This is a genomic window from Bradyrhizobium diazoefficiens (assembly GCF_016616885.1).
Lineage (GTDB): Bacteria > Pseudomonadota > Alphaproteobacteria > Rhizobiales > Xanthobacteraceae > Bradyrhizobium > Bradyrhizobium diazoefficiens_F.
On record NZ_CP067102.1, the window covers coordinates 4,792,497 to 4,813,939 of the forward strand.

22 protein-coding genes and 1 pseudogene are annotated in these 21,443 nt (G+C 64.2%); 11 read left to right on the forward strand and 12 right to left on the reverse strand.

Annotated features, from left to right (window positions below; translation table 11 throughout):
* Positions 1-159: 159 nt before the first annotated feature.
* On the reverse strand, positions 160-1,782 hold the full coding sequence (locus tag JJC00_RS22470; RefSeq protein ID WP_200468122.1) for an ABC-F family ATP-binding cassette domain-containing protein: 1,623 nt from the start codon (positions 1,780-1,782) through the stop codon (positions 160-162).
* A gap of 193 nt (positions 1,783-1,975) precedes the next feature.
* Here JJC00_RS22470 and JJC00_RS22475 point away from each other — a divergent pair, with 193 nt between their 5' ends.
* The 5 genes from JJC00_RS22475 (at position 1,976) to JJC00_RS22495 (ending at position 8,588) form a co-directional block, all read left to right on the forward strand.
* Positions 1,976-3,064, forward strand: a complete 1,089-nt coding sequence (locus JJC00_RS22475; protein ID WP_200468123.1) for a hypothetical protein — start codon at positions 1,976-1,978, stop codon at positions 3,062-3,064.
* Positions 3,065-3,227: 163 nt separating this feature from the next.
* A complete protein-coding gene (locus tag JJC00_RS22480; protein WP_200468124.1) occupies positions 3,228-5,999 on the forward strand; it encodes a xanthine dehydrogenase family protein molybdopterin-binding subunit in 2,772 nt (923 codons plus the stop codon).
* Complete coding sequence (locus JJC00_RS22485; protein ID WP_200468125.1) at positions 5,996-6,520, forward strand: (2Fe-2S)-binding protein; 525 nt, start codon at positions 5,996-5,998, stop codon at positions 6,518-6,520. The genes JJC00_RS22480 and JJC00_RS22485 overlap by 4 nt, the downstream gene beginning before the upstream one ends.
* Before the next feature lie 11 nt (positions 6,521-6,531).
* Entirely contained in the window at positions 6,532-7,146 is a 615-nt protein-coding gene (locus JJC00_RS22490) for an Isoquinoline 1-oxidoreductase subunit (protein ID WP_200468126.1), read from the forward strand.
* Between the two features lie 161 nt (positions 7,147-7,307).
* Positions 7,308-8,588: a lipoprotein-releasing ABC transporter permease subunit gene (locus JJC00_RS22495; RefSeq protein ID WP_200474194.1), complete on the forward strand. Its 1,281-nt coding sequence runs from the start codon at positions 7,308-7,310 to the stop codon at positions 8,586-8,588.
* 479 nt (positions 8,589-9,067) lie between these two features.
* On the opposite strand, the gene JJC00_RS22500 is transcribed toward JJC00_RS22495, so the two are convergent.
* From JJC00_RS22500 to JJC00_RS22510, 3 genes are all read right to left on the reverse strand, one after another.
* Positions 9,068-9,772, reverse strand: coding sequence for a hypothetical protein (locus JJC00_RS22500; protein ID WP_200474195.1), 705 nt, complete (start codon positions 9,770-9,772; stop codon positions 9,068-9,070).
* A gap of 278 nt (positions 9,773-10,050) precedes the next feature.
* Complete coding sequence (locus JJC00_RS22505) at positions 10,051-10,200, reverse strand: hypothetical protein (RefSeq protein WP_084292415.1); 150 nt, start codon at positions 10,198-10,200, stop codon at positions 10,051-10,053.
* A 119-nt stretch (positions 10,201-10,319) separates the two neighbouring features.
* Entirely contained in the window at positions 10,320-11,141 is an 822-nt protein-coding gene (locus JJC00_RS22510) for a tetratricopeptide repeat protein (RefSeq protein WP_200468127.1), read from the reverse strand.
* Between JJC00_RS22510 and JJC00_RS22515 the strand changes: the two genes are divergently transcribed.
* The gene (locus JJC00_RS22515) at positions 11,140-11,295 is read left to right on the forward strand and encodes a hypothetical protein (protein WP_200468128.1); all 156 of its coding nucleotides are present in this window, start codon (positions 11,140-11,142) and stop codon (positions 11,293-11,295) included. The genes JJC00_RS22510 and JJC00_RS22515 overlap by 2 nt on opposite strands.
* A 4-nt stretch (positions 11,296-11,299) precedes the next feature.
* Here the strand turns inward: JJC00_RS22515 and JJC00_RS22520 are convergent, their stop codons facing one another.
* Complete coding sequence (locus JJC00_RS22520; RefSeq protein WP_200474196.1) at positions 11,300-12,001, reverse strand: GrlR family regulatory protein; 702 nt, start codon at positions 11,999-12,001, stop codon at positions 11,300-11,302.
* Between the two features lie 172 nt (positions 12,002-12,173).
* Complete coding sequence (locus tag JJC00_RS22525; protein ID WP_008129886.1) at positions 12,174-13,208, reverse strand: glutamine synthetase beta-grasp domain-containing protein; 1,035 nt, start codon at positions 13,206-13,208, stop codon at positions 12,174-12,176.
* A 536-nt stretch (positions 13,209-13,744) separates the two neighbouring features.
* On the opposite strand from JJC00_RS22525, the gene JJC00_RS22530 reads away from it, so the two are divergent.
* On the forward strand, positions 13,745-13,948 hold the full coding sequence (locus JJC00_RS22530) for a DUF2735 domain-containing protein (protein WP_200468129.1): 204 nt from the start codon (positions 13,745-13,747) through the stop codon (positions 13,946-13,948).
* A 206-nt stretch (positions 13,949-14,154) separates the two neighbouring features.
* Positions 14,155-14,898: a tyrosine-protein phosphatase gene (locus JJC00_RS22535; RefSeq protein ID WP_200468130.1), complete on the forward strand. Its 744-nt coding sequence runs from the start codon at positions 14,155-14,157 to the stop codon at positions 14,896-14,898.
* 15 nt (positions 14,899-14,913) lie between these two features.
* Here the strand turns inward: JJC00_RS22535 and JJC00_RS22540 are convergent, their stop codons facing one another.
* Positions 14,914-15,537 carry an SGNH/GDSL hydrolase family protein gene (locus JJC00_RS22540; RefSeq protein ID WP_246773883.1) on the reverse strand — a complete coding sequence of 208 codons (624 nt, stop codon included), beginning with the start codon at positions 15,535-15,537 and terminating at the stop codon, positions 14,914-14,916.
* A gap of 219 nt (positions 15,538-15,756) precedes the next feature.
* Between JJC00_RS22540 and JJC00_RS22545 the strand changes: the two are divergent.
* Positions 15,757-16,435: pseudogene (locus JJC00_RS22545) on the forward strand (SDR family oxidoreductase).
* Here JJC00_RS22545 and JJC00_RS22550 read toward each other — a convergent pair.
* Entirely contained in the window at positions 16,436-16,783 is a 348-nt protein-coding gene (locus tag JJC00_RS22550; RefSeq protein WP_200468132.1) for a GrlR family regulatory protein, read from the reverse strand.
* A gap of 122 nt (positions 16,784-16,905) precedes the next feature.
* Between JJC00_RS22550 and JJC00_RS22555 the strand changes: the two genes are divergently transcribed.
* Both JJC00_RS22555 and JJC00_RS22560 read left to right on the forward strand, forming a co-directional pair.
* Positions 16,906-17,592 (forward strand): DUF2161 domain-containing phosphodiesterase, encoded by a 687-nt coding sequence (locus JJC00_RS22555; protein WP_200468133.1) that lies wholly within the window; start codon positions 16,906-16,908, stop codon positions 17,590-17,592.
* A 95-nt stretch (positions 17,593-17,687) separates the two neighbouring features.
* The gene (locus tag JJC00_RS22560; RefSeq protein ID WP_200468134.1) at positions 17,688-17,993 is read left to right on the forward strand and encodes a hypothetical protein; all 306 of its coding nucleotides are present in this window, start codon (positions 17,688-17,690) and stop codon (positions 17,991-17,993) included.
* 87 nt (positions 17,994-18,080) lie between these two features.
* Here the strand turns inward: JJC00_RS22560 and JJC00_RS22565 are convergent, their stop codons facing one another.
* The 4 genes from JJC00_RS22565 to kynA all read right to left on the reverse strand — a co-directional run bounded on the left by JJC00_RS22565 (position 18,081) and on the right by kynA (position 21,409).
* Positions 18,081-18,686: a GNAT family N-acetyltransferase gene (locus tag JJC00_RS22565; protein WP_200468135.1), complete on the reverse strand. Its 606-nt coding sequence runs from the start codon at positions 18,684-18,686 to the stop codon at positions 18,081-18,083.
* Positions 18,687-18,838: 152 nt separating this feature from the next.
* Positions 18,839-19,237 (reverse strand): PaaI family thioesterase, encoded by a 399-nt coding sequence (locus JJC00_RS22570; RefSeq protein WP_200468136.1) that lies wholly within the window; start codon positions 19,235-19,237, stop codon positions 18,839-18,841.
* Between the two features lie 121 nt (positions 19,238-19,358).
* On the reverse strand, positions 19,359-20,561 hold the full coding sequence (gene kynU, locus JJC00_RS22575; RefSeq protein WP_200468137.1) for a kynureninase: 1,203 nt from the start codon (positions 20,559-20,561) through the stop codon (positions 19,359-19,361).
* Between the two features lie 8 nt (positions 20,562-20,569).
* Positions 20,570-21,409, reverse strand: coding sequence for a tryptophan 2,3-dioxygenase (gene kynA / locus JJC00_RS22580; RefSeq protein ID WP_200468138.1), 840 nt, complete (start codon positions 21,407-21,409; stop codon positions 20,570-20,572).
* Positions 21,410-21,443: the final 34 nt, after the last annotated feature.

The following is a 21,443-nucleotide window of genomic DNA, read 5'->3' on the forward strand; positions in this document are numbered from 1 at the left end:
CGAAACGTTCACTCGAGCGAGTCGATTGCAACTCTCTCGATTTGGCTGTAGCCCGGATGAAGCGGAGCGTAATCCGGGGCCGACGATCCGCATCGCTCGACTGCCTATATGGCACGAACCCCGGATTGCGCTCCGCTCCATCCGGGCTACCGCCCACCACTACGACCGCAACCCCGGCGCTTCCTGCCCGGTGCGCGCAACGTATTCCGTGTAGCCGCCGCCGTACTGGTGGATGCCTTCCGGCGTCAGCTCGAGCACGCGGTTCGACAAGGTCGCCAGGAAGTGGCGATCATGCGAGACGAACAGCATGGTGCCCTCAAAATCCGACAATGCGGTGATCAGCATTTCCTTGGTGGCGAGGTCGAGATGGTTGGTCGGCTCGTCCAGCACCAGAAAGTTCGGCGGATCGAACAGCATTTTGGCCATCACCAGCCGCGCCTTCTCGCCGCCTGACAGCACGCGGCAACGCTTCTCGACGTCGTCGCCGGAGAAGCCGAAGCAGCCGGCGAGCGCGCGCAAGGAGCCCTGCCCCGCGGTCGGAAACTGGTCTTCCAGCGACTGAAACACGGTGCGCTCGCCATCGAGCAGATCCATCGCGTGCTGGGCGAAATAGCCCATCTTGACGCTGCCGCCGAGCGCCACGGTGCCCTCGTCCGGCTCGCTCGCGCCGGCGACGAGCTTGAGCAGCGTCGACTTGCCGGCGCCATTGACGCCCATCACGCACCAGCGCTCCCGGCGGCGGATCATGAAATCCAGTCCGTCATAGATCCGCTTGGCGCCATAGCCCTTGAATACCTTCTTCAAGGCGACGACGTCCTCGCCGGAGCGCGGCGCCGGCAGGAAGTCGAACGCCACCGTCTGGCGGCGGCGCGGCGGCTCGACCCGTTCGATCTTGTCGAGCTTCTTGACGCGACTCTGCACTTGAGCGGCATGAGAGGCGCGGGCCTTGAAGCGCTCGATGAACTTGATCTCCTTGGCGAGCATCGCCTGCTGGCGCTCGAACTGCGCCTGCTGCTGTTTCTCGTTCAGCGCACGCTGCTGCTCGTAGAATTCGTAATTGCCGGTGTAGGTCGTCAACGAGCCGGAATCGATCTCGACGACTTTGGAGATCACGCGGTTGATGAACTCGCGGTCATGCGAGGTCATCAGCAGCGTGCCTTCGTAATCGTGCAAGAACTTCTCGAGCCAGATCAGGCTTTCCAGATCAAGATGGTTGCTCGGCTCGTCGAGCAGCATGACGTCGGGGCGCATCAGCAGAATGCGGGCCAGCGCCACGCGCATCTTCCAGCCGCCGGAGAGTTTGCCGACGTCGCCGTCCATCATTTCCTGGCTGAAGCCGAGGCCCGACAGGGCTTCGCGCGCACGGCCGTCGAGCGCGTAACCGTCGAGCTCCTCGAAGGCGTGCTGCACCTCGCCGTAGCGGGCGATGATCTCGTCCATCTGGTCGGCCTTGTCAGGGTCGGCCATGTCGGCCTCGAGCTGGCGCAATTCAGCCGCGACCTCGCTGACCGGACCCGCACCGTTCATCACCTCGGCCACGGCGCTGCGGCCAGACATCTCGCCGACGTCCTGGTTGAAATAGCCGATGGTGATGCCGCGATCGGTCGAGACCTGCCCTTCGTCGGGCAGCTCCTCGCCGGCGATCATCCGGAACAGGGTGGTCTTTCCGGCGCCGTTGGGGCCGACGAGGCCGATCTTCTCGCCCTTGTTGAGGGCGGCGGAGGCTTCGATGAACAGGATCTGGTGGCCGGCTTGCTTGCTGACGTTGTCGAGGCGGATCATGGCTGTCTTTTGGGGGAATTTTGCGTTGCAGCGTAATAAGCCATGAGGGCGGCCAGGGGAAGCCCGGCGGGGTACGGGTTTCGCCCCGTCCTGACAAATCCTTAGCAATTTTCGGCCAGAACCGCGGGGGCGAATCCAGCGAATCTGACTGACGCCCGTCGACCTGACGCTGCTGAGACCCGGGGGAATACCGATGAAAACTCGCTTTGGCCTGACCATGTCCGCCGCACTGATGCTCAGCGGCGGCGCCGCAAACGCCCAGACCCTGCCCGACTACATGGCGCCGATCTCCGGCAGGACCAATGCTGCGCCCGGCGACGTCGCCACCAGGGACGTGCTCGCGCTGAACACGGCGATGTTCGATCTCTATGGCGACGCTGCAAAAGTGTTCCAGAAGAACATCCTCGACAAGCACCCCGTGATCCTCGGCCTGTTCTCCGGCGCCGGCGGACGCCTGATCCTCTACCGGCCGGGCCAGCCGCCGCTCGACGCGCCGCCAGTGCCGGTCGTGTACCAGCTGCTGAAATCGGCCGGCCACAGCACCATGGCGCTGGCCGAGGTGGTCGGCCCCTATGTCGACAATCCCGACAACAAATCATGGCGCGCTTCGATGCTGGCCTTCCGCAGCCGGATGCAATCGGCGCTGGACAGCCTCGACGCCACGCCGATGCAGGCCGACTGGCGCGACAACAACCGCACTATCCTGAGGAACAACATCGCCTTCATGGACGAATGCCTCGGCAGCGGCGTCATTCCGTTCGCCAAGCTCGAGGCTTTCGGCAAGCAGCAGGCCCCGTTCCTGGCAAAGAACGTGGCGTGGGCGGCCCAGACCCAGGTCGCGCACTGGATGGGCGTGCTGGCCGACTGGAAGGCGCAGCTCGGTCCCGACTGGGAGAAGACCTACGCCGCCAGCAACACCATCTACGTTACGCGGCAGAACAACGTGATCTTCAGCGTGCTCGCGCAGTTCTTTGGCCCCGAGGCCATCAACACGCGCCTGCTGCTGATCGAGACGGTCTCGTTCACCACGACGCCATCGGACATGCTGGAATCGCTGACGCGGATCATCGCCGATCGCTCGGTCGGCGCGCTGTTCTTCGGCAATTATCACCTGATGGACTATGAGCTGATGGGAGGCGACGCGCGCGCCGCGATCATCGCCGAAGCAGGAAAGCGCGGCATGACACCGTTCCTGCCCCCGCTGGTGCCGTTCGGCTCCAAGCAATGGCCGACCCTGGTCACGCCCGGCCCCGGCCCCGCGACGATCGCCGACCTCAAGTGACGCCTTGAGCGAAATCGTGCGCCAGATGAGCGGCGGCTGCGTTCGCGCCAGTCGCCTTCACCTCTCGTAAACGACGGCTCTGTTCTATTCGCGCATAACGAATCATGACAGCTTCGGGCCAGCGTTGGCCCGTATCCAAGAGACCTTGCACAAGGATGAGATCATGCGGCCTTCGCGACGCGAGTTCGTGAAGTGGTTATCGGCGGGCGGCATCTCGGTCAGCCTGTCGCATCTTGCGGAGGCGGCAAACGCACCCTTTGCGGCGCACGAGACGCTTCCCGGCCGCGGACATTTCAATCCGGCAACAAAAGGCGCGGGCCGTGTCGACGGCGTCGCCAAGGTCACCGGCGCAAAGCTCTACGCCTCCGACTTCCGCGCCAACGACCTGCCCGGCTGGCCGCAGACCACCTCGCACGCGATTTTGGTGCGCGCCAACGACGCCACCCATGTCTACACCGGCATGGACCTCGCCCGCCTGTCGGGACCGCTCAAGCCTTCCGTCATCGTCACGGCCAGCGATCTCGGCCGCATCGGCACAGAGGTGCCGGAGTTCTATGCCGGCGATCTGTTCTGCCCACTCGGCAAGACGCCGCTCTATCTTGGACAGCCGGTCGCGCTGCTGATCTTCGAAAAATTCGACGCCTTCGACCAGGCCCGCCTCGTGTTGCGTGACGGCACCTTCGTCAAATTCGGCGAGGAGACTGGCCCCGTGATTGCGCCCGATTACGGCTCTTACCGCTTCACCCGTGTCGCGGGTTCCTCGCCCGACAAGCCCGACGTCTATTCGCCGCTGCTGGCCGGCTGGGTGTCGCCCAAGAAGAGCCAGAACGCGGCATTGCCGGTGTGGACATCGCTCGCCAGGGAAATGCCGGCCGATTGCGTCAAGGCGGCCAAGCTTGGCGAGCAGATCCGCGCCGAGCTTGCCGCGGACAATGCTTCGCTGCTCGTCCTCGACCGCGAGTTCGAGACGCAATCGGTCGATCCGATGTTCCTGGAGCCGGAATGCGGGCTCGCCTGGTACAGCGGCAAGGGCGGCACTCTCGAGCTGGTGCTCGGCGTACAGTCTCCTTACGAGGCGACGGAGTCGCTTGCGCATCTGCTCGGCAAGGCCCACGCGCCCTACAAGCCCTCGCACATCAACGCGCAGTTCGCCCATGTCGGCGGCGGTTTTGGCGGGCGCGACCACACACCGTTCATCCTCTATGTCGCGCTCGCCGCAATCTGTTTCCCGGGCAAGCCGGTGCGCCTCGCCCATGACCGCTACCAGCAATTCCAGGGCGGCATCAAGCGTCACCCGATCAAGATGCGCTCGCGCATCGGCATCGATCGCAAGACCGGCAAGATCAAGGCGTTTGCCGCCGATCACGTGCTCGACGGCGGCGGGCTTGCCAATTTCTCGGCCAACGTCGCCACCACCGCGGCCGCCGCGTCGATCGGCATCTACGACATTCCAAAGGTCGACGTCACCACCGTCGCGGTTCATTCGCGCGGCGTGACCGCCGGTTCGATGCGCGGCTACGGCACGCTCCAGACGATGACGGCCCTTGAAGCGCTGATCGACGAGGCGGCAAGCGAGCTCAAGCTCGATCCGATCGAGTTCCGCCGCCGCAACGCGCTGACGCAGAGCGGCCGGACCATGACCGGAAATCCGTACATCGTCTCGGTGCGCACGCCGGAGATGCTCGACAAGCTCGAGCAGCATCCGATCTGGCAGCAGCGCGCGCAGTTTCGGCAAGCCTCGTCGGACCGGCTGGTCGGCACTGGTGTTGCCTGCGTGACAAAGGACTACGGCGCCGGCGGCGATTGCTCGCTCGGGCGCGTGGAATTGAGCCCCGACGGCAGGGTTGCGATCTATTGCGACCACGTCGAAATGGGCAATGGCATCGGCACCGCATTGGCGAACCGCGTCGCCAGCCATCTCGGCGCCGTTGCCGACGAGGTCTCGGTCGCCCGCGTCGACAGCTACGACGTGCTTGGCCTCGTCACCTCGGGCGATCCCTACACGATGGACCAGAAGACCCAGGACATCGCCGCGAGAAATCCGCGCTGGGTGCCGTCGATCAGCTCGCCGACCAGCGCTTCGATCGGTGCTCATGTCGGCACGCACTCGTCCGCGGAAGCCGCCCGGATCATCTTCCGCTTCGGTCTGTGGCCCGCAGCCCTCGAGCTGTGGCGCATTCCGAAATCCGATCCGAGGGCCCGGCAGTGGGCGAGCGCGCAGTGGCAGAACGGCCAGCTCACGATGCCCGGTCTCGACCCGCTTGCCCTGCCGGCGCTCGCCGCAACCGCGCATGCGCGCGGCTTCGTCACCGGCGCGGTCGCGCACAGTTTTTCGCGCTGGGCCTGGTCGCGGGCGCGCTTCCCCCTGTTCGGCGAGCAATATCGCGCCGACATCGACGCGCTCGCGATCCGCCGCAGCACCGGCAAGTTCGAGCGGATCAACCGGAGCAGCGTCCAATTCCCGCCGACCGACAACAACCGCATCGGCACCGCCTACACCTCGATGTGCGGCGCGCTCGTGCGCGTCGAGATCGAGCGCGCAACCGGCGCGCTTCGCATCGCCAAGGCCTACAGCGTGTTCGAATGCGGTACCCCATTGGTGCCTGAGGTGGTGATGGGCCAGGCCCATGGCGGCTTCGCCATGGGCGTCGGCTACGCGCTTTTGGAAACGCTGCCGCCGTTCGAAGGCGGCCCCGGCAACGGCGAATGGAATCTCGGCCGCTATCTGGTCGCGCGCGGCTCCGACCTGCCTTTGCGCGATCTCGAGATCGAGATGCTGAAGCCGCTGACCCCGGACGAAGCGCCCAAGGGCATGGCCGAGGTCGTCATGATCCCGATCGTGCCCGCGCTGATCAACGCCATCCACGACGCCACCGGCCACCGTTTCCGCGCCCTGCCGGTCACCGCCAATCTCCTGAAGGGAGTGCTCGCGTGACGATCCTCAGCCTCACTATCAACGGCCGGAAGCACGGCCCGGTGGATGTCCGCGACGATCTGTCGATGAACGATTTCCTGCGCGAGATGCTCGGCATGACCGGCACCAAGTTCGGCTGCGGCGCCGCGCAGTGCCTGAGCTGCGCCATCATCGTCGACGAGCCCGATGGCTCGAGCTATACCAGCCCGACTTGCGTCGCGCCCGCCGTGAATTTCGACGGCAAGTCGATCCGCACCGTCGAGGGCCACGCCAAGGACGGCCAGCTCTCGGCCTTGCAACAGGCCTTCATCGATCACTTCGCGTTCCAGTGCGGCTATTGCACCGCCGGCTTCCTCAATGAGGGGCAGGTGCTGCTCGAACGTCTGGCGCGCGCCCCCGTTACCCGCGAGGCGCTGGCGCAGACCATTGCGGATGCGCTCGACGGGCACCTGTGCCGCTGCACCGGCTACATCAAATATCACGAAGCGGTGCGCGATGTGATCCTGGCCGACTCAAGCCGCTATCTCGTCGCCACCAAATGAGTGCGGCAAGGATGATCACCGCGCGCCTCAAGATCATGGCCGTGATGGCGGCGCTGGCGAGCAGCCTATGCGCCGGCTACGCCGCGTCGGACACGACGAGCCACGGCCTCGCAGCGCCCGAGAGCTTTGCCGGCATCACGGACACCGAAAAGCGCTCGGCCGCGATCTTCACCGAGCTCGGGCGAGTGCTAACTCATCCGCGTTGCACCAACTGCCACCCGGCCGGCGACAGCCCGCACCAAGGCGACACTCCGCGCATCCATCAGCCGCCGGTGACGCGCGGCGCCGACGGTCACGGCCCCGAGGCGATGCGCTGTCACACCTGCCACCAGAACGCCAATTTCGAGCCCGGCCGCATTCCCGGCCATCCCGAATGGCACCTCGCCCCGCGCGAGATGGCCTGGGAAGGCAAGACGATCGGCGAGATCTGCGAGCAGATCCGCGACCCCGCCCGCAATGGCGGCCGCAAGGTCGAAACCCTGATCGATCACATCGGCAAGGACACCCTCGTCGGCTGGGCCTGGAAGCCCGGCTTCGGCCGCGCGCCCGCGCCGGGCACGCAGGAGCAGGCGGGTGCATTGGTGGAAGCCTGGGTGAAGACCGGAGCGGCGTGCCCGGTGCCGTGATGGGGCTCGGAGGACTGCTTACTCGACGCCGGCTTCCAGAGGCAAAGCGGAAGTCGCGTGCCGCCGGGTCGTCATCGACGTGATCCGCAGCCGGATATGGAGCCGAACACCACTGTAGCCAATCCAGTCGCAACCAGAGAAAATGACCGTCTTATCGGATGATGGACGAGACAGTGATGGATTCGCCACAAGCAGGACCCTTTGCACCGTTCGAGTGGATGCTCTCCGCGCGCTATCTGCGAGCCCGCCGCAAGGAAGGGTTCGTCTCGGTCATCGCCGGATTTTCGTTTCTCGGCATCATGCTCGGGGTCGCCACGCTGATCATCGTCATGGCGGTGATGAACGGCTTTCGCACCGAGCTTCTCGGCAAAATTCTCGGCTTCAATGGGCATCTTGTGGCGCAGCCGCTGGAAAGTCCGTTGACGGACTGGAAGGATGTCACTGAGCGCATCAGTCAGGTGCAGGGCGTTCGGCTGGCGGTACCGGTCGTGGACGGCCCGGCGCTGGCATCGTCGTCCAACGCCTCCGGCGTCCTAGTACGCGGCATTCGGGGGACCGATCTCAATCAGCTTCCCTCGATCGCTGGCGGCATCAAGCACGGGTCACTCGAGCATTTTGACGAGGGCCAGGGCGTCGCCATCGGCCAGGGCCTTGCCGACCAACTCTCGGTCCATGCCGGTGACAGTATCACGCTCGTTGCTCAGCGCGGCGCGGTCACCCCGATGGGCATGATGCCGCGCGTCAAGAAATATCAAGTCGCGGCCGTGTTCGAGATCGGGATGTCCGAATACGATTCGGGCGTCATCTTCATGCCGATTGCGGAAGCGCAGGCCTTTTTCAACCGCAATCAGGACATCACCGCGATCGAGGTGTTCACGGCCAATCCCGATCGGATCGACCTGTTTCGCAAGACGGTCGCGGAAGCGGCTGGTCGGCCGATCTTCCTGGTCGACTGGCGGCAGCGTAATGCGACCTTCTTTGGTGCGCTCGAGGTCGAGCGCAATGTGATGTTTCTGATCCTGAGCCTGATCGTCCTGGTCGCCGCGCTGAACATCGTGTCCGGCCTGATCATGCTGGTGAAGGACAAGGGCAGCGACATCGCGATCCTCAGGACCATGGGCGCCTCGCAGGGCGCGATCATGCGAACCTTCATGATAACAGGCGCTTCGATCGGCGTGGCGGGGACGCTGGTCGGCTTCGTCGTCGGGCTCTTGGTCTGCGCCAACATCGAAACGATCCGGCAAGTCATGTCCTGGCTGACACGCACCGACTTGTTCCCGCCGAAGCTTTATTTTCTGTCCAAGCTGCCGGCGGAAATCGATCTCGTCGAGACCGCAGCAGTCGTCACCATGGCGCTGACCCTGTCATTCCTCGCGACACTCTACCCATCGTGGCGCGCTGCACGGCTCGATCCGGTCGAGGCACTGCGACAGGGAGGCTAGTTGCGGCAATGACGCGTATCGGCGACATAGTGATCGTGTCGATAGATGCATGCCCTACGTCCGGCGCATCGGCTTGAGCGAGGCCGCCACGCTCCGAAGCCGCCTGCCCGCGCCGTGATGGGACGCAGGGACGGGTGCTCGTCAGCGTCGGCTTCCGACGTCAAAGCGGACGTCGCGGAAGTTTGCTCTAGCCGGAGCCAACCTGTCGTGCTCAATTCAGGAGTGGCCTTATCTTTGGCCGCGGTCGCCTACCTCGTAGCGCGCTAACCCCGTGGAGTGGCAGCCATGGTGCAGAACCTCTTAGCCGGATTTGTCGTAGTGGCTTTGATTATCATGGGCGTGCTTGCTTATGCCCAGAAACATGAAGGGTGCTTGCGCGGACGCTCGCTCCAAACCTTCCAGCCCTGCGGATCAATCGGCCCTGACATATAACGCTGCCCGCGACGCCGCGGCTAACCTCGCGAGACGTTGGGGACGCGTCAGGCCCTTCGCATCAGCTTAAGCGACGCTGCCAGCCGCAAACTGCGCTTGCCGGCAAGCGCGATGCCTTCAAGCTCGCCGCTGTCTTCCGTGCATGTCCCCGAAAACCCGATCCCGACCTCGTAGCCGCCGAACACGGGATTGTCGCCCTTCGCCGGCGTGTGCTCCTGGTTGAGCATCTCGCCCTTCCAGCGGCCGTCCGCCGACGAATAGGCGCCGAGATAGTAGAAGAACGCATCGCCGCCGAGGATGCGGCCGTCGATCAGCAGCATCACGCCGGAGAGCGCGGCATCGACGCCGTCGAGTGCGCGCAGCTGCATCGCGTAGAGTCCGTTGGCAATGCTGCCCTGCCCGATCGCGCGGCGCGGCGGCAGCGCCGCGTCGTCGAGCGGCGCGACGTTGGCCCAGAACACGCCGTCAGGCATCGCATCCGCCCTGCCCTCCAGCAGGATCGTCGATTCCTCCGTCCGACCGCGCACCTTGATGGCGGTGACGTCGGCGCCCATCAGCGGCTTGAAATGGGGATCGTCATTGTGGCGCTCGGTGATGACCTCGGCTTCGATGACGCCGTCCTTGACGTCGTAGCTGCCGAGATGCGCGAAGGCGGAATTGCCGCGCAGCATCTTGCCGTCGTGCAGGCACATGATGCTGCGGCCGAAGGCGCCGTTGATGCCGTATTCAACCTTGTAGAGTCCGTCGAGCAAAGTCATGAACCCGCAAAATCAAAAAGAACCGCGGGCGACATAGCACCGTCGCTACATCAAGGCCATCCGGCTTATCCGCGCAGGGCCGCTCGCGGAGCCTGTTCTGCCATGATGCCAGCATGCCGCTGTTTTGCCCGACGCGTCAAGTGGATTTCGTAAAATCCGCAATCCGCCGTTTCCTTCAGCAATCGACTGTCTTGTCAGCCACTTGGCTACTGTGCATGGGGTTGTTTTCGGCGTTTGGTTTGCCGGCCTGTTCCGCGCGACCTCCCCAGGTGTCAGTGACGCTTGAAATATTGCACGTCGCGCTCATGCTTCTCGGCCGCCGCGCGGCTCTTGAAGGTGCCGAGGTTGCGGCGCTTGCCGGTCTTGGGATTCACTTTGCGCGAATAGAGTCGGTATTCGCCCGATGCGAGCTTGCGGATCATGGTTGCGCCTCCTGCTTGCCGTGATGTCAACGGCCCGTCCCTGCGCAAGTTCCTGTTCGAACCCGCAAGTCCCGGCGCGCGACCGCTCGATTCACGTATCCCCGCCGGGGAGAGGTAAATCAAAAGCACAGCGTGGTGACGAGCTTGCCCTGCTTGTCCTTGATCGCATAGGGACAGCGCAGCCGCTCCAGCGCCTTCTTGGCGTCCTCGTCGCCGAGCGCGGCGGCACGCTCGTAATAGGCCTTCGCGGCGTCCTTGTCCTTCGGACCGCCGCGGCCTTCCTGCGCGAAGGCGCCCATCCGCTCCAGCGCGCCGGGATGGTTTTGCGCGGCCGCCTTCTCGAACAGCGCGCGGGCGGCGACGTCGTCCTTCTCGCCGCCATTGCCGCTCGCCAGCATCAGGCCGAGCTGGTACTGCGCCTCCGCATTGGTCTCGGCGGCCTTGCCGAGCAGCGTGCGTGCCTGCGCCGGATCGGCGGGCGCGCCACCGCCGGCGTTGCCGAGTGCCGCGAGATTGGAGACGCCGCGGGGATTGCCTGATTGCGCCGCCTTCTCGAACAGCTTTCGCGCCTGCGCCTCGTCCCTGGCGATGCCGGCCCCGGTGCCGTAGGCGACACCGAGCTCGACCATCGCAGCGCTGGAGCCCTTGTCGGCCGCCTTGCGCCAGGCGGCGATCGCTTCGCTCGTCTGCCGGTTGGCGGCATAGGCGCGGCCGAGCACGAACATCGCGCGGCGCGACGATGGGGCCGCCTGCTTGCAGAACTTGATCGCCGTCGCGACGTCGGCGGCCGCGATCTCGGGCACGCCCTTGACGTCGGCCGGCTTGTCGGGATCGCTTGGATCGGCGGCGACACGGTCGCACAGCACGAGGTCGGCCGATTGCGCATGCGCGGCGACGGGCGCGGCAAGCGCAACGAGGATGGCAAAGAGACAAGTCCGCATGGCCATCACGTTGCGTCCGCGTCCCGGCGATTTCAAGGCTCGAGCCCTGATTGCCGCAAAGGCCGACATAGGAGCGCGCCAGGTCGGCCGCGGTATCTGCGATCACCCGGCCCTCGCCAATCACCTCGTCCACCTCGTCGAGCAATTCCCGTGACCGATCAGGCGCGATGCATCAGCTTGAGCGCCGCCGTCAGCCTCAGGCTGCGCTTGCCGGCCAGCGCGGTGGCTTCCAGCACCGCGTCCTCGCCGTCATAGCTGCCGGAGAAGCCGATGCCGACCTCGTGGCCGCCGAAGATCGGATCGTCTTTGGCGGGCGTGTGCTCCTGGTTGAGGATCTGCCCCTTCCAGCGGCCGTTCGCGGCGGTGTAGCTGCCGAGATAATAGAACGAGGCGTCGCCGCCGAGGATGCGGCCCCGGTTGAGCAGCATCACGCCGGTGAGGCCGCCGTCGACGCCGTCGAGCATGCGCAGGTGAACCGAGTAGAGGCCGTCGACGATGCCGGCCTCGCCGATGCCGCCGGCGATCGGCACCTCGTCTTCCGTGATCGGCGTCATCAGCGACTGGAAGGGAACGCCAGGCAGCTCCTTCAGCTCGCCCTTGAAGCGGTAGAGATCGCCGTCGGCAAACCCCTTCGCGATCAGCGTCGCATCGTCGGTGCCGGCCATGGCGCGGTAGTTCGGATCGGGGTTGTGGCGGACCGTCTTGATGATGGTGTCGATGCCATCTGCGGTCTTCTCGTAGGTGCCGATATGGGCGAACGCCGAATTGCCGCCGAGCATCTTGCCATTGCCGGCATGCATCACGCTCCGGCCGACGCTGTCGCCGAGCTGAAATCGCACCTTGTAGAAGCCTTCAAACACCAGCCGTGTCCCCGGCCCGCGCACATCCTGCGGGTACTCTATCCCGGTTTGGGCTGACATGGACAGGCTCCAGGCCGGCATGGCGAATGCAAAAATCCGCCGGAGCCTTGCAGCTCCGACGGATTTGAAAGCCAACCCGGGCCAGGCCCCCCAGCCCGGGCCGGAAGGATCTTTACGCCGCGGCCTTCTTGTCAGCCGGGACCGACGCGATCGTCTTCAGGATCTGCGAAGCGATCTGGTATGGGTCGCCCTGCGAGTTCGGACGGCGGTCTTCCAGATAGCCCTTGTAGCCGTTGTTGACGAAGGAGTGCGGAACGCGGATCGACGCGCCGCGATCGGCCACGCCGTAGCTGAACTTGTTCCACGGCGCGGTCTCGTGCTTGCCGGTCAGACGCTTGTCATTGTCCGGGCCGTAGACTGCGATGTGGTCCATCAGGTTCTTGTCGAAGGCGGCCATCAGCGCCTCGAAGTACTCCTTGCCGCCGACCGTACGCATGTACTCGGTGGAGAAGTTGGCGTGCATGCCGGAACCATTCCAGTCGGTGTCGCCGAGCGGCTTGCAGTGGAACTCGATGTCGATGCCGTACTTCTCGGTCAGGCGCAGCATCAGGTAGCGGGCCATCCACATTTCGTCAGCGGCTTTCTTGGAGCCCTTGCCGAAGATCTGGAATTCCCACTGGCCCTTTGCGACTTCCGCGTTGATGCCCTCGTGGTTGATGCCGGCAGCCAGGCAGAGGTCGAGATGCTCTTCGACGATCTTGCGGGCGACATCGCCGACGTTGGAGAAGCCGACGCCGGTGTAGTACGGGCCCTGCGGCGCCGGATAGCCGGAGGCCGGGAAGCCGAGCGGACGGCCGTCCTTGTAGAAGAAGTATTCCTGCTCGAAGCCGAACCAGGCGCCGGCATCGTCAAGAATGGTCGCGCGCTTGTTGGAGGCGTGCGGCGTCTTGCCATCGGGCATCATGACTTCGCACATCACCAGCACGCCATTGGTGCGGGCGCCGTCCGGGAACACCGCGACCGGCTTCAGCACGCAATCCGAGCTGTGGCCTTCGGCCTGCTGGGTGGAGGAGCCATCGAAGCCCCAGAGCGGAAGCTGCTCGAGCGTCGGGAACGACGCGAATTCCTTGATCTGAGTTTTGCCGCGCAAGTTCGGAGTCGGCGTATATCCGTCGAGCCAGATGTACTCGAGCTTATACTTGGTCATTGAGCCTCTCTGTAGATGATGCGAAAGGTGGGGTTGAGAGCCCCCGCACGTTTGTACCCGGCCATCATCGGCCGGCCCCTTACAAGCATTTTGCGTGCCAAAAGGCCGCAGCGCGGGAGGTTTTCCACCGCGACCGGAACCGGCCCGTCGGCGGAAAAAACGCCTACAGCGATGTGCGTCATGACCGCGCACCTTCACGTGAAGCTGCACCGCAAAAATTCCGGGAAAAACGCCCGATTCTGGAGCAGGCAGACCCCTGCCGCAGGTTGCCGCTGAAACGCGCATCAACGTGCGGCAACTTTCGCAAAGCCCCTGCCCCTGCCTGGCAACCTTTGGAATGGCCCAGGTGTTAGTCACCAGCACGGTGCCTTGGAGAATGCAGACAGTCGACTGCCCACAAAATAGGCGAGAACTGATTTCCTTTTCAGCACTTTCCAATCCGGGATGCGCGGCCGATATGGGGATTCCAGTAACCACAATCGAACGAGTCGGACGCACCATGGAGGCCAAGGCGCTTCGACCCAGGAGCAATCGCAATGATGAACAATGGTCTGAGTCAGGGATCTGCCAAGATCTATCAATTCCCCGCCGGGGGCCGCGCGGCTCTCGCGGGACGCCGTTATGGCGAGACCCGCCTTCCTGCCGATCACGCTTCGCTTCCCGCGAACGTCTCGATCTGCAGCGATAGCTGGTACCACCAGGATGCGGTCGACGAGGCAAAGCCCAAATGGGATCGCTAGTGCCGTTGTCTGGTCTGAGACCGCCGCACTCTTTCAGGCGCTCAGCGGAAGTTTCAAAAAGGGTCGAAACACCGAGGTTTCGACCCTTTTTGATTCCGGACCTGCGCTGGAGGAAGCCGCGCTTGTCGAAGTCATAAAACCCCACGATGAACTGGGTACCATCGACGCCTACAATAGCCTGCGGCAACGCAGCAAAAGAAGCGCCCATGTCAGATCCCCCTGCCCGCCACCTCAGCCTGCAAGGCGCCAGCAATTTTCGCGACCTCGGCGGTTACGCCACAAGCGATGGTCGCACCACGCGCTGGCGCCACATCTTCCGCTCCAACCACCTTGGCCAGCTCACCGCTGAAGACATCGCGATCGTCCGCGCGCTCGGCGTCAAAAGCGCGTTCGACTTCCGCGGCGTCGAGGAGCGCGCGGCCGGCGTCTGCGTCGTCAACGAGATCACCGTGCATTCGCTGCCGATCGAGCCGACGGTGGTGGCCTCACTGCGCGCCGAGCTCGCCAGAGGCGCGCTGACTGCGCCGGTCGCGCTTGAGCTGATGCGCGAATCCTATCGCAACTATGTCCGCCACAACACGCATAGCTTCCGCATGCTGTTCGGCCATCTCCTGCAGGACCGCGCCCCGCTCGTGATCCACTGCACCGCCGGCAAGGACCGCACCGGCTTTGCCAGCGCCCTGATCCTGCACGCGCTCGGCGTGCCCGAGGAGGTCATTGCAGAGGATTATCTGCTGACCAATCGCCACTACAAGCGCGACGTGTCGAGCGTCTCCGATCTGCCCGCCGACGTCCTCGACGCCATCGGCTCGGTCAACGCCTCCTATCTCGATGCAGCTTTCGATGCCGTCGGCCGCGACTATGGCGATGTCGAGACCTACTTGCGCGACGGCCTCAAGCTCGGGCGAGCAGAGCGGACCGCGCTGAAAGAGCGCTATCTTCAGGCGTGAGCGACGCCGGGCGCCTCACGCCGTCGGAGTTACGGCCTTGATGATGGAATTGGTCAGCGCGAGCGATACCTGCATGGTACTCCAATTGCTCTGATGCAGCTTCAGATCATCCTCGGGATCGAGCAGCTGCTCGAACGAAACGTTGTTTAGCACGTGCCAGTGGCGCATGAGCGCCCAACGCTGGAACAGGTTGACCTTGGCGTCCTCCGCCGCGGTTCGGATCGCCGAAACCATCCTCTCCGCGAGATCGGCGTTGTCGTCGAACAGCATGGCCGTCACGTATTGCGGGTCGATCAGAATGACATCCATGGTCGGGTGAGCGCGCAGGAGTGCCAATCCCCCGATGATGTTTGCGACCACTTCGTCGAAGTTGAACTCCTTCTGGCGATACACTGCGTTTGTCCCGACCTGCCAGAGCACCAGAGAAGGATTTTCAGCAAAGATGTCATCGTTGAACCGAGCCACTTCCAATGGCGCTTCTTGGCCGCCCTGGCCGCGGTTGAAGACGTCGATCCGGATTTTCGGATGGGGATCGTCATCCTTGTAGTGCTTTCGCAAATACAGCTCGAGCCGCGCGGGATAGGGAACGACATTGCGAAGTCCCGCAGTCGAGGACGACCCCATCGCTACGACGCGCACGGGCCCCCTTCCGCTCAACGCGGCCCGGAAATTCTCCAGGCGATGCTTCAAATCAACGATCTCAGGGGGGCAATCGATAGTCGGCAATTCGTTAGACATGAACCAACCTCCGCCACCATCTCAAGTTGCAGCAATCATTCAGCCTTGATGGCGCCGCCATTGCAAGTCCAATTCGCATCGCGCAATAGTCGGCGGTGAATTGAGGCGACGGAGAGTATCGTGCAGGGAAAAATCATTGTCGTGACTGGCGCTCGGCGCGCTTGGCAAGGTGGTCGCCGACGTCGCGCAATCACGCGGCGCTCGGGTCGCCGGCATCGATCACGCGCCCTCTCAACTGCCGGCGACGACCGAGCGCGTCGAGATCGGCGGCGTCGACCTGTCCGACGCGGCGCAGGCGAAGACGGCGGTGGACGCTGCCGCGAAGCATTTCGGCAGGCTGGACGCCCTGGTCAATATCGCAGGCGGCTTTGCCTTCGAGACCGTCGGCGACGGCGACATCAAGACGTGGCAGCGCATGCATGCGCTGAACGTGCTGACGGCCCTCAACGCCTCCCACGCGGCGTTGCCGCATCTTGCCGCTTCGAAGGCAGGCCGCATCATCAATATCGGCGCCATGGGCGCGCTGCAGGCGGGCTCGGGCATGGGTCCCTACGCCGCATCGAAGGCGGGCGTGCACCGCCTCACCGAGGCGCTCGCCAACGAATGGAAGGGCAAGGTCACGGTGAACGCGGTGCTGCCGTCGACCATCGACACCACGGCGAACCGCGCCGACATGCCGAAAGCCGACTTCACCAAATGGGTGACACCGCTGGAGCTTGCCGAGGTGATCCTGTTCCTCGTCAGCGACGCCGCGAGCGGCGTCACCGGCGCGCTGATTCCGGTGAGCGGACGGGTCTGATCAATCCGGCACGAGCAGCCGCAGATTGCCCTTGAAACGGATGCTCTGCTTGCCGGCGAGCGCCATGCCTTCGCCATAGGCGGTCTCGTCGGTGTAGGTGCCGCTGAAGCCGATGGTGACGACCTTGCGGCCCCACACCGGGCGCTCGTCGAACGAGGGCGAATGCTCCTCGTTGGTCAGCTCGCCCTTCCACTTGCCGTCGGCGGAGGTGTAGCTGCCATAGGCAAAGAAAAAGGAATCGCCGCCGCGCATGGTGCCGTCACGCAGCACCATGACGCCCTGATTGCCGCCCTGGACGCCATCCAGCATCTCGATCCGGATGTGATAGAGCCCGTTCCTGATCGTCATATTCGCGCGCCCGCCTGTTCCCCGCGCACGGATATAGCTGGCTTGACCGCGTCAGGGCAAATGCCGTGAGCCCGAGTCCAGGCTAGACTGGCCGCAACTGATTCTCCGATCGGAAACTCGCTTTGGAAACCGCGCTCTATCTTCCCGTCAAACGATTCCTCGAAGAGCTCGGCTTCTCCGTGAAGGGCGAGATCGGCGGCTGCGATCTCGTGGGCCTGAGCTCCGGCGATCCGCCGGTGGTGGTGATTGGCGAGCTCAAGCTCGCATTCAATCTTGAGCTTATCCTGCAAGCGGTGGATCGCGCGCCGGCGGGTGACGAGGTCTGGATCGCCGCAAAGATGTCGATTCGCGGCAAGGGCCGCGAGAGCGATGCTCGCTATCGCAATCTCTGCCGTCGCCTCGGCTTCGGTATGCTCGGGGTGACCGACAGCGGCCAGGTCGAGGTGCTGGTGAAGCCGCCGACGGCGGCCCCCCGCCGCGAGCCGAAGACGCGCTCGCGGCTGGTGGCCGAACATCAGCGCCGTCAGGGTGATCCCGTGCTCGGCGGCAGCACCCGTGCGCCGATCATGACGGCGTACCGGCAGCAGGCGCTGGCCTGCGCATCGGAGCTAGCCACAGGCCCGCGGCGCGTGCGCGAATTGCGCGAACGCTGTCCCGATGCCGGCAAGATCTTGCTTAACAATGTGTATGGCTGGTTCGAGCGCGCCGACCGGGGAATCTACGGGCTTACGGAGGCAGGACATGCGGCGCTGAAACGCTGGCCGCAGCAACGGGTTAATATCGATGCCGGTGTCGCGTCACCGCCATGACACCCGACCGGTGCATAGCTGAAATGCCACACCGATTTCATATTGCAATGCAACATATACCGCACTAGGTATCCCGGCATCAAACCGAGGCCGTTATGAGCGCAGACTGGAATACCAAATATGGCACGCGGCGCGTGCGCCATGATCCGCCCACCCTGGACGAGGCGATCTTCGCCGCCGTCGGCATCACCGACGACCAGGAGCAGCAGGCCGAGATCGCCGCAGCGCTGATGGGCATGCCGCTCGAAATCGTTCAGGCCGAGGTCAAGAAACAGGCCCGCACCAACAGCCGCATCACCGCGACGCGCGTGATCGCCGGCGAACAGGGAGCGCAGCGCTCGGTCGTGGTCGAACGCCGTGTCGTCCGCCGCTTCGGCAACGACAAGCGCACCGGCACCTGAGCGCTCATTCCCTTCTTCAGTAAAAAGCGGACCGGCCTGGCCGGTCCGCTTTTTGATTCAGGCCTTCGAATTTCAGCCCTTTGAATTTCAGGCCGCGCGATTGCCGTACATGCTGGAGATCAGCTTCCAGCAGGTCGAGTTGAAATTGAGGAGCGCACGGCCGGCATTGAACGGGGCCGCTGCGAGATCAGCAAGCTCAGCCTCTGGCGCCTTGGCAAGATCGATCGTGCCGGTGGATTCGCCGTGGCGGAACTGCAGATGCGCGCCGAACTTCTTGGCGAGCGCCCGCATGGCGTGATTCTCCGCGCCCGTGGTGATGCGCAGGCTCTTGTAACCCTTCCAGCGCGCTTCCGCGATCAGGCGGCTGAACAGCACGGTGCCGACGTTCTGGCGCCGGGCGGAGGCTTCCACGCTGAAGGCCACCTCGGGCAACGAATCGCCCTCCGGCGGATGCAGCTCAGCCGCACCACGGACCACGCCATCGACGATATAGGCGACGATCACGGTGCCATCCTCGGCGCAGCGGGCGGCGTAACGCTCGATGAAGCTGTCGTCGAGAAAACCGTTGAAACGGTCGTGCCGGCTTGCGCCATCGAGCCTCAGCAGGTGATCGCGCAATAGCGGCAATTCTTCCTGCTGGATCAGGGTCCGCACATAGCCTGGAGCGGTGCGGACGGTGTTTTCAAGTACCACGTCAAAAACTCCTCTTGGTGTCCCTCGAGGAGGCGTTCGAATCCCTAGGCCTCCAATATTGTGCGTCGCAACAAATTTTTCAAGACGGAACCTGCTCAAGTTTGAGGCAGTGGAAACAACAAATTCGTTAACAAAATCAAGACTCCGTAGTCTTACAGAACCAGCTGCGTCTGGGTCACCACAGCGACCAGCTTGCCGTCCTCGGTCTCCAGTCGGATGGTCCAGACCTGGGTCCGGCGCCCCCGATGGACCGGGGTGGCGGTGGCGATGACAGTGGCTCCCTCCTTGGCGCCGCCGATGAAGTTGGTCTTGCTCTCCAGCGTCGTCGTGCCCTTAGCGTCCTCCGGCAGGTTGATCACGGTCGCCGCTGCACCAACGGAATCGGCGAACGCCATTACCGCGCCACCATGGACGGTGTGGTGCAGCGTGCAGAGATCGGGCCGCACTGTCATCCGCGCCACCACGCGATCCCTCTCGGCTTCGACGAATTCGACGCCCTTGAGCTCGGCGAACGGCATCTTCATCGCTTTAAGTTTTTCGAGCGGCGTCATCAGATCTCCTCCCAATTCCTTGTTGTCGCAGCGTGAATGGCTTCATACGGCAAAGCAATGACGTCGGAGGGAATGGCTCGGCAAGCGCTCCTCGCAATGACGCCGGGAGAGACGTCGTCCCTCACGTTACCGCATTGACGACCTGATATTCCGGCCGTCGCCACACCTCGCCTGCGATCACGTCCTCGATGATCTCGGTCGCCCGCATGATCTCGCTCTCGCCTATGTAGAGCGGCGTGATGCCGAACCTCATGATATCAGGCGCACGGAAATCGCCGATAAGGCCGCGGGCGATCACGGCCTGCATGGCGGCGTAGCCGCCCTCGAAGGCGAATGAGACTTGCGAGCCGCGGCGCTCGCGTGCGCGCGGGGTGACGAGCCTAAGTTGCGGGCAGCGCCGTTCGACTTCCGCGATCAAGAGATCGCCCAGCGCCAGCGAGCGCGCGCGGACCTCCTTGATGTCGACCCGATCCCAGATATCGAGCGAAGCCTCCAGCGCCGCCATCGCCAGCACCGGCGGTGTCCCCACGCGCATGCGCTCGACGCCGCCGGCGGCCGCATAGCCAAGCTCGAACGCGAAGGGTTTTGCGTGGCCCATCCATCCGGATAGCGCGGCGCGCGCGTCATCGGCATGGCGCGGTGCGACGTAGAGGAAGGCCGGCGCGCCGGGGCCGGCGTTGATGTACTTGTAGGTGCAGCCGGCGGCAAAATCGACACTGCAGCCGGCGAGGTCGACCGGCAGCGCACCGGCTGAGTGCGCGAGATCCCAGACCGTGACGATGCCGAGCGCATGCGCCATTGCGGTCAGCTTCGCCATGTCGTGACGGCGGCCGGTGCGGTAGTCGACCTCGGTGATGTACAGCACCGCAATCTCTTCCGACAGTGCGGCCTCGACCTCCTCCGGCGACACCAGGCGCAATTGATGGCCGCGCCCGAGCGTCGCGATCAGGCCTTCGGCCATGTAGAGATCGGTCGGGAAATTGCCGGTGTCCGACAGGACGACCTTGCGCGATGCATTCATGTCGAGCGCAGCGGCGAGCGCCTGATAGGCCTTGAGCGACAGCGTGTCGCCGACCATCACCGAGCCGGCTTCCGCGCCAATCAGCCGCGCGATGCGGTCGCCGACGTGACGCGGCTGGGCATACCAGCCGGCCGTGTTCCAGGCGCGGATCAGCTCGTTGCCCCACTCCGCCGTGATCACGCGGTTGACCCGCTCAGCGACGCCAAGCGGCAATGCACCGAGCGAATTGCCGTCGAGATAGATCACGCCGTCAGGGAGATGAAACAGCGCCTTGGTGTCGTCGTAGACGCGAAGCCTGGTCATGCTCATCTCTACAAAATCGTACGCACGCGCCAGAGCTCGGGAAACAGCTCGACCTCCAGCATGCGCTTGAGATAGCTGACGCCGCCGGTGCCACCGGTGCCACGCTTGAAGCCGATGACGCGCTCGACCGTCGTGACGTGGTTGAAGCGCCAGCGCCGGAAATAATCCTCGAAATCGACCAGCTTCTCGGCGAGCTCGTAGAGCAACCAGTGCGTCTCCGGCGCCTCGTAGACCTCGCGCCAGGCGTGGAGCACGCCTTCGCTAAAACCATGGGTCTCGCGAACGTCACGCGCCAGCACCGCAGCCGGCATTTTGAGCCCATTGCGATCGGCGAGCCGCAGCACCTCGTCATAGAGGCTCGGCGTCGCAAGCTCGGCTTCGAGCAGCTTCGTCGTCTCCACATCGTGTGCGTGCGGCTTCAGCATGGCGTGGTTGCGGTTGCCGAGCAGGTATTCGATCAGCCGGTACTGGCGCGACTGGAATCCCGAGGACTGGCCGAGCTGGGAGCGGAAGCGCGTATATTCGCTCGGCGTCATCGTGCGCAGCACGTCCCAGGCGTTGTTGAGCTGCTCGAAGATGCGCGACATCCGCGCCAGCATCTTCATGGCCGGAGCCACCTCGTCCTTGGCGATGGCGCGGCGCGCGGCGCTGAGCTCGTGGATGGCAAGCCGCATCCAGAGCTCGGTGGTCTGATGCTGGATGATGAATAGCATCTCGTCATGCGCGTCCGACAGCGGATGCTGCGCGCCGAGGATCGCATCGAGCGCCAGATAATCGCCATAGGACATGCGCCGGGCGAAATCGGTCTCGGCGCCTTCGTTTGAGGGATCGTAATCGCTGGACGTCATGACAGGCCCTTTCGATCGATCATCCCTGCCCTCG